Source organism: Aeromonas sp. QDB68, assembly GCF_027707405.1.
GTDB classification, from domain to species: Bacteria; Pseudomonadota; Gammaproteobacteria; order Enterobacterales; family Aeromonadaceae; genus Aeromonas; species Aeromonas caviae.
Genome location: NZ_JAPCIQ010000101.1, coordinates 1 through 11,719, shown reverse-complemented (window position 1 = coordinate 11,719; position 11,719 = coordinate 1). Strand labels below are relative to the sequence as shown.

Sequence of the window (11,719 nt, the reverse complement as noted above, 5' to 3'; positions counted from 1 at the left end):
AAAGCCTAGTCAAAGAGCTGTCACGAGAACACCGTTAGCTTAGCGTACGATTTTTTCCGAATTCTGCGGTTCCCCCAAGATAGTGCAACTGGTGGAAGAGTCCGCCGATGCCCTTACCCTGGCCGCAGACGAATTTCGCGAGCATGCAAGCGACGGCGAGCAGCTTGCCCGCGCCCAGCGACAGCACATGGACTCCCTGGCCGCCGCCATGGAGCAGATGTCCGCCGCCATCCGGGAAGTGGCCCGCAACGCCAATGACACCCTGCTGCAAACCCGCCAGTCCAGCGACGAGGCGACTCACGGGGCACAGCGGGTGGCACGCACCATCACCGCCATCCGCACCCTGGCAGACGAGATTGGCAATGCCTCGGGCGCGGTCGAGCGGTTGACTCACAACGCCAATCGCATCAACGAAGTGGTCAACGTCATCAACGCCATCTCCCAGCAAACCAACCTGCTGGCCCTCAACGCCGCCATCGAGGCGGCCCGGGCTGGTGAACAGGGACGCGGCTTTGCGGTGGTGGCCGACGAGGTGCGCACCCTCGCCAGCCGCACCCAGCAGGCCACGGTGGAAATCCAGCAGATGATCGAGGAGCTCCAGGCCGGTACCGGGGCGCTGAACGACATCATGGAGAAGACGGTGGGGCGCGCCGCCGACAGCCAGCAGCTCATCACCGAGGTGGGCATGGACATCGAGCGGCTCAGCAACCACAGCGATGCGGTGCTGGAGATGAGCACCCAGATCGCCACCTCCAGCGAAGAGCAGAGTTCGGTGGCCGAGGAGATCACCCGCAACCTCGACAAGGTGCGCCACGAGGCAAGCCGGGTGGAGGAGTCCGCCAGCGCGGCGGTCGCCGGCACCACCGGCCTCAAGGGAACCGCCAGCGAACTCGGTCAGGCGCTCACCGGCCTGCGGATCTGACCCCCTCCGGCAGGCCATCGTCCAGATGGCCTGCCATGTCTGGGCCAGGCGCTGGGGACGCGCGAAACAGCCCGTTCGACCCTGACCGCGTGTGGATGCACGGATCCCGGTAGACGCGGCTTGCGTGCCTACCCTCACAGCCCCTACTATATGCCCCCTTCTTTTCTACCATCGGCAACTACCCATGAGCGCTTCCATCTATCTCGTCAAAGGCCGCGAAAAATCCCTGCTGCGTCGCCACCCCTGGATCTTCTCCAAGGGCATTGAGCGGGTGCAGGGCAACCCCGTTGACGGCGATACCGTCGAGATCTTCACCCATGACGGCAAATGGCTCGCCCGTGGCGCCTGGTCCGGCAGCTCCCAGATCCGTGCCCGGGTCTGGACCTTCGACAAGGATGAGAGCGTCGATCTCGACTTCTTCATCCGTCGCCTCAAATACGCGCAGGAGTCCCGCGACGGGCTCATCAAGCGTCAGGGCCTCACCGGCTATCGCCTGTGCGCCGCCGAATCCGACGGTCTGCCGGGCCTGACCATCGACCGCTACGCCGACTTCCTGGTGTGCCAGATCCTCTCCGCCGGTGCCGAGTTCCAGCGCGAGCTGATCACGCAAGCCCTGCGTACCCTCTACCCCGAGTGCAGCATCTATGAGCGCTCCGACGTGGCCGTGCGCAAGAAGGAAGGGCTGAAGGAGCGCACCGGCGTCATCCATGGCGAGACCCCGACCGACCCCGTGGTGATCGAGGAGAACGGCGGCGTCAAGATCCTGGTAGATATTCGTAACGGTCACAAGACGGGTTTCTATCTGGATCAGCGGGACAACCGCCTTGCCGCAGCGAAATACACTGAAGGCAAGCGGGTGCTCAACTGCTTCTGCTACACCGGCGGTTTCGGGGTCTATGCCCTCCAGGGCGGTGCCAAGGAGGTAGTCAACGTCGATCTCTCCCAGAATGCGCTGGACATCGCCCGCCAGAACGCCGAACTGAACGGTCTCGATACCAGCAACACCCAGTTCGTGCGTCACGACGTCTTCAAGCTCTTGCGCGAATATCGCGAAAAGGGCGAGAAGTTCGATGTCATCGTGCTGGATCCGCCCAAGTTTGCCGAGAGCAAGGCCCAGCTGCTGGGCGCCTGCCGCGGCTACAAGGACATCAACATGCTGGCCTTCCAGCTGCTGGCGCCGGGTGGCGTGCTCTTGACCTACTCCTGCTCCGGCCTGATGGAGCAGAGCCTGTTCCAGAAGATAGTGGCCGATGCAGCCCTCGATGCCGGCCGCGACGCCCAGATCCTGGAGCTCTTGTCCCAGGCATCCGATCACCCCATCGGCACCGCCTATCCGGAAGGCTTCTACCTCAAGGGGCTGGTGGTGCGCGCCCGCTAAGCCGAGCAGACCAGCGCAGCCACCTTGTTCCCGGTGCCAGATCCGGGCCAGGACTGGGTTCTGCTAGTCATCAAAAAGCCCGCGATCAAAGCGGGCTTTTTTCATGCGGCCGCCAAAGAGACAACCTCCCCCCGACTTTGCCACCAACAGCGATTGCTGCCCCCATCCCTCCTCTTCGACTGACGACTGCCATCCTCAATCAAAGGTTGCCGCATCGTTAACCCGATTCTCATCTCTCTTTCACTACACAACCCACCAGCAGAGACATGCCCGGCATTTTTTTATGCAAAAGCATGAAATATTACGCATCAACATTAAAGAATCCTCGGGGAAATATCAGCCACAAATGCATGCCCACTCATTTGAATGAATATTGCTGTTTTCCCCTGCAATGGATCACGCCATGCCCCTGTCCGCCTCGCACATTGCCTGGGGCGACAATACTCGCCCACCACAAGTCATCCCGCTCAATCACGCGCTGGCGCGCCCAGCGGGAAGTAGTGTCGAAATGGCCTCGCCTCCACCACCACCCGCACGATGGAGGGATGATTGAGCAGACGGGCGCGATAGGCACGCAGACGGCCATAGCCAGCCGGGATCTCGTGGGCCCAGTCGGCGTAGAAGAGCGAAGGGGCGGCGGCGCAATCGGCCAGCGTGAAGTCTGCGCCGGCAATCCAGTGGCGTCCTTCCAGTCGCTGATCAAGCCAGGGGTAGATCTGATTGAGCATCTCGCGGGCCTCCGCTACGCCATAGCGGTCGCGATCCGCGACCGGGCGCAGCGCATCCAGCACCACTTTTTGCATCGGCGTCATCACATAGTTGTCGAAGATGCGCTCCAGCATATGCACCTCCAGACCCGCATCGCCAGGCGGGATCAGGCAGACGGGGCCCGGGTGGTGCGCCTGCAGATGGGCGACGATGGTGCTGCTCTCGAGGATGCAGCGACCGTCATCCAGCAACACCGGGAAGCGCTTGAGTGGCCAGAGGGCGGCAAGTTCGGCGTTCGCCGCCGGCTCTTCGAGATTCCGGTACTCGAACAGGGTGGCATTCTCGTAAAGGGCGATCAGCACTTTCTGGCTGTAGGACGAAAAGGGGTGGGCATAGAGTTTCATGGGAATGTTCCTGACGCTCAGAGGGATGACTTCCCTAGTCTAGATCCCCTCTCTATTTTCGATGCGTCCCTATCCCATGCTGGTTTTGGGATGATAAACGCCCATTCATGACGGCAATCACACTCGTATGACTCTCTTTTAGGTAGGGTGATCCCGCCTGCGGCCGCCAAGCCGGGGCAGCCGACTCATCAGGGTTGATGAGCGGCACCACAACAAAAATCGATGTCAGGCCAAGCTGAACATCATCAAGGATCCCGTCATGAATCAATCATTGCCGCTGTTGACGCCGCTGCGGGGCATCGCTGCCCTGATGGTGGTGCTGTTCCACGCCCGCTTGCTGCTCTTCCCCCAGTGGATGGAGTCGATCGCCGGCCACACCCAACTCATCGAGAACGGCTACCTCTGGGTCGATCTCTTCTTTATCTTGAGCGGGCTGGTGCTGGCCCACGTCTACGGGGAGACCTTCGCCCGCACGCCCCGCACCATAAGTTATGGCCGCTTCCTCTGGCTGCGGCTGACCCGGGTGTATCCCCTCTACCTGGTGACCCTGCTGCTGCTGGTGGGCTGGGAGCTCTACAAGGCCCACCACGGGATTGGCTTCTACGCCGGCCCCCTGTTCAAGATGTGGGAGTGGGAGGGGATGCCTCCTTTTGGTTCCCCCTTTACCCCGGCCGAGGCGCTGCCAAGCAGCCTGTTGCTGCTGCAGGTGGTGACCGATCACGGATTGACCTGGAACTTCGCCGCCTGGTCGCTCAGCGTGGAGTGGATTAGCTATCTGCTGTTTCCACTGCTCATTTCCCTCGCCGTCACCCGCAGCCGCTGGAGCAACCTCGCCCCTTTGCTGGCCCTGACGGTGCTGGCCTTTATCGTGCACAGCCGGGGTACCCTGGATGTCACCAGCGGAGCGCTGGCCATCGGGCGCGGGGTGAGTGAATTCGTGCTCGGCCTCTGGCTGCTGCCCAAGGTGAAGGCTGCCCGCCAGTGGCCCATGATGCAGCGGGATCTGCCGCTGCTGCTCGCCTTTTTGCTCCCCTTCGCGCTGATGCAGTTCACCATGACGCCGCAGCTGACCCTGCTGCTGATCAGCGCCTACGTGTTGCTGATCTGGATTGCCGCCTGCCAGGGCGATCGCCAGAGCCCGCTGCTGCGCCTCCTGGACAACCGCTTCACCAACTGGCTGGGGGATCTCTCCTACTCCATCTACCTGCTCCACGCCCTGGTGTTGCTCACCGGCTGCGAGCTTGTCCACTCTCTGGCGCCGGGGCTCACCGCGTGGTGGTACGCCCAGACCAACCCCTTGCTGGGGGTGCTGGCCACCCTGTTGATGCTCGCCGTGCTGATCGGGCTCTCGGCGCTGAGCTACACCCTGCTGGAGCGGCCGCTGCAACGGCGACTGCGCCGGCTAGGCAAGGCTCCCCAACCAGTGATGGAGCAAGCTGGCTAGTTTCCGTCGCCACATGCTGCCCCGATGCAAGACCGGCACGCCGTCGGGGCGGCTCAAAGTGGGACTAGCCTGAGCAAGGCGAACAGTACGGCTCTTTTTGAACCCGACAATCCCCTGCGCTTTGTGTGAATTACAGTTCGAATCAAGAGGGCCGTCTGTGGCATAATGGCCCGTCCTGTGGTCCTCGGCGGGGCTTCGCCGGCGCATCCTTGCCCTCCTCCCGCCCTGCCTGGCAGCCTGACATCACTGTGTTCACAGGCCGCCAGGGCCACCCTATTTTTGCGCGCACATTTGACGGCGCCGCAGCAGTTATTGGCACACACAAGTCTGCCCACACAAGGGGAAAGCATGTCTTCCATTCGTCTGACCCAATACAGCCACGGCGCTGGCTGTGGCTGCAAAATCTCCCCCAAGGTGCTCGACACCATCTTGAAGAGCCAGATCCCGGGCTTTGACGACCCCACCCTGGTGGTCGGCAACAGCAGCAAGGATGATGCCGCCGTGGTCGACATCGGCAACGGCCAGGGCATCGTCTCTACCACCGACTTCTTCATGCCCATCGTCGACGATCCCTTCACCTTCGGTCGCATCGCCGCCACCAACGCCATCAGCGACATCTACGCCATGGGCGGCAAACCCATCGTCGCCATAGCCATCCTCGGCTGGCCCGTCAACATACTCGCACCTGAAGTGGCCCAGCAGGTGATCGACGGGGGTCGCCAGGTGTGTCACGAGGCGGGCATTTCTCTGGCAGGCGGTCACAGCATCGACGCCCCCGAGCCCATCTTCGGCCTCGCAGTGACCGGTATCGTGCCACTCGACGCCATCAAGCAGAATGACACCGCCCAGGTGGGTGATGTGCTCTATCTTACCAAACCCCTTGGCATCGGCATCCTCACCACCGCCCAGAAGAAGGGCAAGCTCAAGCCCGAGCATGAGCAACTGGCCCCGGATGCCATGTGTACCCTCAACAAGATTGGCCAGCGCTTCGCCGCCTTACCCGGCGTGCACGCCATGACCGACGTGACCGGTTTTGGACTGGCAGGCCACCTGCTGGAGATGTGCGAAGGTTCCGGCGTCAGTGCCCGTCTGGACTTCAAGGCGCTGCCGCTGCTGGACGAGGTGGATTACTACCTGAGTGAGGGCTGCGTACCAGGCGGTACCCTGCGCAACTTCGACTCCTATGGTGACAAGCTGGGCGCCATAGATGATCGCACCCGCAGCATCCTGTGCGACCCGCAGACCAGCGGCGGCCTGCTGGTAGCCGTCGGTAAAGAAAGTGAAGCCGAGCTCCTTGCCATTGCCGCACAGGCAGGGCTGACCCTCTCTCCCATCGGCCAGTTGCAGGCCCGCACCGGCAACCAGTTCATCGAGGTTGTCCAATGAGTACCCTGCCACTGGCCACGGATTACGCCCGGATCTTTCTGGATGAGGTTCCACTCATCGATCTGCGCGCCCCCGTCGAGTTCAAGGAAGGGGCCTTTCCCACCGCCGTCAGCCTGCCGCTGATGACGGACGAGGAGCGTGCCCGGGTCGGTACCTGTTACAAGCAGGAGGGTCAGGCCGCAGCCATCGCCCTGGGCCATCAACTGGTGGGAGGCGCGGTGCGCGACGCGCGCATGGAAGGCTGGCTGGCCAGGTTGCGCCAGCAACCCGACGCCCTGCTCTACTGTTTTCGCGGCGGCCTGCGCTCCCAGACAGTGCAGCAGTGGCTGGCCGAGGCCGGCATCACCCGCCCCCGGGTCGCGGGCGGCTACAAGGCGCTGCGCCACTTTCTCATCGACACCCAGGCGAAGGCCAGTGCAGAGTGCGACTGGACCGTGCTGACCGGCATGACCGGCTCCGGCAAGACCCACATGCTGGCGCACATCACCCAGGCGGTGGATCTGGAAGGGCACGCCCGTCACAGGGGGTCGTCGTTTGGCCAACTGCCGGGTGGGCAACCCGGCAACATCGACTTCGAAAATCGGCTTGCCATCGAGCTGCTTCAGCGTCGCAACCGGGGAGAGTCACAGTTTGTACTGGAAGACGAGAGCCGTCTCATCGGTCGCTGCGCCCTGCCACTCAACCTTTATGAGGCCATGTGCCGGGCTCCCCTGGTGGTGGTGGAGGTGCCGCAGGAGGCACGGGCCGAGCAGATCCGCACCGATTACGTGCAGGATCTCTGGCTGCGCTATCTGGAGTTCCATGGGCCAGATGCAGGCTGGCCGCTGTTTGCCGGCTACCTCACCGACGCCATGGCCAGGCTCAAGCGCCGACTCGGTGACAAGGATTATCGCGAACTCGATGGGCTGTTGCAGGCCGCCCTCAGGGAACAGGCCCAGAGCGGGGACACCCGCGCCCATCTGGTCTGGATCAGACTGCTGCTGACTCGCTACTATGACCCCATGTACCGCTATCAGCTGGACAACAAGCGCGAGCGGATCCTGTTTCGTGGTGCCAAGGAGGCCTGCCTCGCCTTCTTCGCCAAACGCTCCCCCCTTCAGACCCCTCAGGAGAGTCCCACATGTTGAAGTTCGAGGTGATCCCGGTCACCCAGTTCGCCCAGAATTGTTCTCTTATCTGGTGTGACGAGACCCGCCAGGCTGCCCTCGTCGATCCCGGCGGCGAGGCGGACAAGCTGCTGGCCGCCATAGCCAAACGGGGGCTGACCCTCACCCATATCCTGCTGACCCACGGCCATCTGGATCATGTGGGCGCCGCCGCCGAGCTGCGCGAGAGAACCGGTGTCGCCATTACCGGCCCCCACAAGGAGGATGCCTTCTGGCTCGACATGCTGCCCCAGCAGAGTCAGATGTTCGGCTTCTCCCACACACCAGCCTTCACCCCCGATCGCTGGCTTGCACTGGGTGACAAGGTGCAGCTGGGCCGGTGCGAGCTGGATGTCTATTTCTGCCCGGGCCACACTCCGGGCCACATCGTGCTGCTCTGCCAGGCAGAACGCCTCGCCTGGGTGGGAGATGTGCTCTTTGCCGGCAGCATAGGCCGCACCGATTTCCCGCGCGGGGATCACGGGGCGCTGATCAAGTCGATCACCGAGACCCTGCTGCCGCTCGGGGATGAGATCGTCTTTATTCCGGGCCATGGCCCGAGCTCCACCTTTGGTCACGAACGGGCCAGCAATCCCTATCTGACACAGCCCATCTGGTAATCCCCCCGCTCCTCGCGGGCATCCCATTGCGCCTTGAGGCGCAAGATCTCCGGCATGATCTCGAGAAAACGGGAGAGCAGCCGGGGATCGAAGTGCTGGCCGGAGCCATCGCGCATGGTGGCCAGCACCCGGTCCAGGGGCCAGGGCTCTTTGTAGGGGCGACGTACGCTCAGGGCGTCAAAGACGTCGGCGATGGCCACGATCCGCGACGCCTCGGGGATCCCCTCGCCGGTCTCGCCGGCGGGATAGCCGGAGCCGTCCCATTTCTCGTGGTGGTGCAGGGCAATCTCCGCCGCCATGCGAAAGATGGGGGGCATCGGATCGCCTCAGGATCTCGTAACCGATGCGCGGGTGACTTCGCATGATGATCCACTCCTCCTCGGTGAGGGGACCGGGCTTCTTGAGGATGTGGTCAGGGATACCAATCTTGCCCATGTCGTGCATGGGGGCTGCCAGCCCCAGCAGATCCGACTGCTCCGGGCTCCAGCCCGCCGCATCAGCCAGGGCCCGGGCGTAAGCGGCCATGCGCCAGATATGCACCCCGGTGTCGGTGTCGTTGTAGTGGCCCGCCTCGCTCAGCATGACGATGGCGGTGCGATAGCTGCACTCGAGCTGATCGAGGCGCACCAGGGAGAGATGATTGCGCACCCGGGCACGCACCGTGCTCGGACAGACCGGCTTGTAGATATAATCCACTCCGCCCGCCTCGAACCCCTGGCTCTCGCTGTCTGCGTTGTCGCTCGCGGTGATAAAGAGCACCGGGATCCCGGCGTGAGCCGGATCGGCCTTGAGCCGGCGGCACACTTCGTAACCATCCATGTCGGGCATGCGCACGTCCAGCATGATAAGTGCCGGTTCGTGACGCCCCACGGCGGCCAACCCCTCCTCTCCCCCTTTGGCAAAGAAGAGGTTGTATTCCTCCTTGAGGATTTGCCGCAGCAACCCGAGGTTGCTCGGCTCGTCGTCGATGATCAGCACGCGCGGTCGACTCATGGCGCAGGTTCCTCCCGATCCTCCAGATAATCCTCCAGCTTGCGGGTGGCGAACGGGATATCGAACAGCTCCAGGGCTGCGCTTATCTCGCTCACTAGTTCACAAGGAAGGTGACTCCTTGCCTGGCTCAGCGCCGGCTCAATCAGATCCAGATCCTCGCTCACCAGGGCCTGATGCAGGGCGTGCAGGCAGACCTCCCGCGCTTCCCCCTGGGCCAGCGGGGAACTGACCGCGCCCGGCATAGGTATCGATGGAGTGTTGTGCACGCTCCAGGGCCTCGAGGAAGGGTGCGATAAGCTGGCTGGTGTCGCCACCCTGCTCGATGGCCTCGTTCAACTCGGCACTGATACGCGCCACATCGGTGAGTGACAGGCTCCCCGCCCCCCCCTTGAGCTTGTGGGTCAGGCTCGCCGCCGCATCGGTCTCGTGCTGGGCGATATAGTCCGGCAACACGGTACCAACCGTCATGTAGTCATCGCGAAAACGCCGCAGGTATTTAAGATAGACCGAGGCTTCACCCCAGTTGCGCAGTCCGGTATCGATATCGATGCCGGCCACCGGCTCATGGGGGAGTGGCTCGTCGCTCACTGTGAGCGGCAGGACACAGTCCGGCAGATAACGCAGCAAGGTCGCGATAAGCTGCTCCACATCGAGCGGCTTGGCGATGAAGTCGTTCATGCCAGAGGCCAGCGCCGCCTCCCGCTGATCCTTGAATACCCCTGCGGTGAGTGCCAGCACGGGAGTCTCCTCCCGCCCCGGCAGCAGACGCAGGCGACGGGTCGCCTCGTAGCCATCCATCACTGGCATCTGCACATCCATGAGTACCAGATCGATGCGCCGTGCCGGATCTGCCAGGCAGGCCAGGGCTCGCTCCCCATCGATGGCGGTGATCACCTCGGCCCCCTCCCGTTGCAACAAGCGGGTCGCCACCTCCAGGTTGATGTCGCTGTCATCCACCAGCAGTATGTGCACGCCCGGCAGGCGCAGACGGCGCTGGCCACTCTCAAGGGGCTCCACATGCTCGCGCTTCTCGTGGATGAGACGTGCCACCGCGTTGTAGAGACTGGAGCCGGTGACCGGTTTGTGCAGCACCAGATCCACCTGATCCGAGCCGGGGCGGTGCATCAGTTCATCCTGGGAATAGGCGGTCGCCATGATGATGATGGGTGAACGCTCCTGCTGCTCGAAGGCGCGGCGAATGGCCAGGCAGGTCTCGAGCCCGTCCATGCCCGGCATGATCCAGTCGAGCAGGATCACGTCAAAACGCTCCCCCTGGCGCAGCAGATGGTGCAGCGCCTGCTCACCGGACTCCACCACCCGCGACTGCCATCCGAGGGAACCCACCGTCATCGACAGGGCGTCGCGGGTCACCTGATTGTCGTCGGCGATGAGCAGCGAGATGTGCTGCAGGCGCTCGTTCAAGGCCTCGGGCCGCTCCCCCTGCTCCAGCCGGACGCGGAACCAGAATTCGCTCCCCTTGCCAAGCTCGCTGGTGACGCCGATGTCCCCCCCATCAGATTCACCAGGCGGCGACTGATGGTCAGACCAAGCCCGGTGCCCCCGAAGCGGCGACTGGTGGAGGAGTCTGCCTGGGAGAATGCATTGAAAATGTTGGCCTGCTGCTCGGGGGGAATGCCGATCCCGGTGTCGCGCACCCGAAACAGCAAGGTGGCCATGCCGTCTTGCTCTGATTCCAGCACAACCTTGACCTCCACCTCGCCGCGTTCGGTAAACTTGATGGCATTGCCGGTCAGGTTGAGCAGCACCTGCTCGAGGCGCAGGGCGTCCCCAATCAGATGGGAAACCGGCTCGGGGGCACTGCTCACCACCAGTTTGAGGTGCTTCTGGCCAACGCAGGTGGACATGATGGCCGCCACGTGATCGAGCACCTCTTCGAGACTGAATGGCACCCGCTCAAGCTTGAGCCGACCCGACTCAATCTTGGAGAAATCGAGGATGTCGTTGATGATCCCGAGCAGCGCCTGCCCGGCCTGGTGGATTTTGCGCACCAGGGCATGCTGACCATCCTCGAGCCCTCCCTGTTCGAGCAGGTAGGTCAGCCCCATGATGGCGTTCATGGGGGTGCGGATCTCGTGGCTCATGTTGGCGATGAAATCACCTTTGACCTGTGCCAACCTGGCCGCTTCCTGCTGGGCCAGTTGCTCCTTGTGCCTGCTGCGCACCAGTGCAGCCACACCGGCACCAAACAACAGCAGCAGCACGGCGCTGGCGGCCAAGATGATCCCCCAGATATGAGTGCGAATGGCCTGCAGCTCGCTGTGCGGCACCAGGGACGCGGCTTTCCAGATCAGCTGATCATGATTCTGTGCCGGGTACAGGGTGGTCCAGCTCCAGAGTCCGTCGGCAGACTCCATCTGGCCGTTTGATGCGTCCCAGAACGCCTGCCAGGCCTGGGGAGAAGTCTGCTTCAGAGTCAGATCCGGGCGCTCGAGCATGAAGCCCCACTCCCGGGATGGGTCCGGGCTGCGCAGCCAGTATCCGTCCTGGTTGAACAGCATGATGTGATCGGCTGCCTTGCCGCGGTTGTCGGCAAACTCCTTGAGCATACGGGCAGCCTGAACGTTGATTAGCAGCAGACCAAGATCACGTCCCCCAAGGCGCAGACGCTTGGCAATGCGGATCTTGACATCCTCCCCCACCTTAGCGCTTCGCGTCACAGGAGGGGGATCCCCATTACTGGGTGATAGCTGCTCGCGCA

General features: G+C 63.0%; 8 protein-coding genes and 2 pseudogenes. 6 read left to right on the top strand and 4 right to left on the bottom strand.

Annotated elements, in window-relative coordinates; genetic code table 11:
- Window positions 1–76: 76 nt before the first annotated feature.
- Together PG892_RS19245 and PG892_RS19240 are read left to right on the top strand one after the other, a co-directional pair.
- Window positions 77–922, top strand: a pseudogene (locus tag PG892_RS19245) (methyl-accepting chemotaxis protein); the annotation flags it as partial.
- A 184-nt stretch (window positions 923–1,106) separates the two neighbouring features.
- The gene (locus PG892_RS19240) at window positions 1,107–2,300 is read left to right on the top strand and encodes a class I SAM-dependent methyltransferase (protein WP_039039155.1); all 1,194 of its coding nucleotides are present in this window, start codon (window positions 1,107–1,109) and stop codon (window positions 2,298–2,300) included.
- A gap of 467 nt (window positions 2,301–2,767) precedes the next feature.
- Here PG892_RS19240 and PG892_RS19235 read toward each other — a convergent pair whose 3' ends face one another.
- Window positions 2,768–3,412 carry a glutathione S-transferase family protein gene (locus tag PG892_RS19235; RefSeq protein ID WP_102948500.1) on the bottom strand — a complete coding sequence of 215 codons (645 nt, stop codon included), beginning with the start codon at window positions 3,410–3,412 and terminating at the stop codon, window positions 2,768–2,770.
- A gap of 259 nt (window positions 3,413–3,671) precedes the next feature.
- Here PG892_RS19235 and PG892_RS19230 point away from each other — a divergent pair, with 259 nt between their 5' ends.
- From PG892_RS19230 to PG892_RS19215, 4 genes are all read left to right on the top strand, one after another.
- A complete protein-coding gene (locus tag PG892_RS19230; protein ID WP_270825706.1) occupies window positions 3,672–4,856 on the top strand; it encodes an acyltransferase family protein in 1,185 nt (394 codons plus the stop codon).
- A 348-nt stretch (window positions 4,857–5,204) separates the two neighbouring features.
- A complete protein-coding gene (gene selD, locus PG892_RS19225; protein ID WP_270825705.1) occupies window positions 5,205–6,242 on the top strand; it encodes a selenide, water dikinase SelD in 1,038 nt (345 codons plus the stop codon).
- Window positions 6,239–7,369 (top strand): tRNA 2-selenouridine(34) synthase MnmH, encoded by a 1,131-nt coding sequence (mnmH, locus tag PG892_RS19220; RefSeq protein ID WP_052815083.1) that lies wholly within the window; start codon window positions 6,239–6,241, stop codon window positions 7,367–7,369. The genes selD and mnmH overlap by 4 nt, the downstream gene beginning before the upstream one ends.
- Window positions 7,363–8,007 (top strand): MBL fold metallo-hydrolase, encoded by a 645-nt coding sequence (locus PG892_RS19215; protein WP_052815082.1) that lies wholly within the window; start codon window positions 7,363–7,365, stop codon window positions 8,005–8,007. Before mnmH ends, PG892_RS19215 begins: the two co-directional genes overlap by 7 nt.
- Here PG892_RS19215 and PG892_RS19210 read toward each other — a convergent pair.
- The 3 genes and pseudogenes from PG892_RS19210 to PG892_RS22595 all read right to left on the bottom strand — a co-directional run.
- A complete protein-coding gene (locus tag PG892_RS19210; protein ID WP_258040117.1) occupies window positions 7,983–8,288 on the bottom strand; it encodes an HD-GYP domain-containing protein in 306 nt (101 codons plus the stop codon). The genes PG892_RS19215 and PG892_RS19210 overlap by 25 nt on opposite strands.
- The gene (locus tag PG892_RS19205; RefSeq protein ID WP_254052380.1) at window positions 8,185–9,000 is read right to left on the bottom strand and encodes a response regulator; all 816 of its coding nucleotides are present in this window, start codon (window positions 8,998–9,000) and stop codon (window positions 8,185–8,187) included. Before PG892_RS19205 ends, PG892_RS19210 begins: the two co-directional genes overlap by 104 nt.
- Window positions 8,997–11,642, bottom strand: a pseudogene (locus PG892_RS22595) (response regulator); the annotation flags it as partial. The pseudogene PG892_RS22595 and the gene PG892_RS19205, both read right to left, overlap by 4 nt.
- Between the last annotated feature and the right edge of the window lie 77 nt (window positions 11,643–11,719).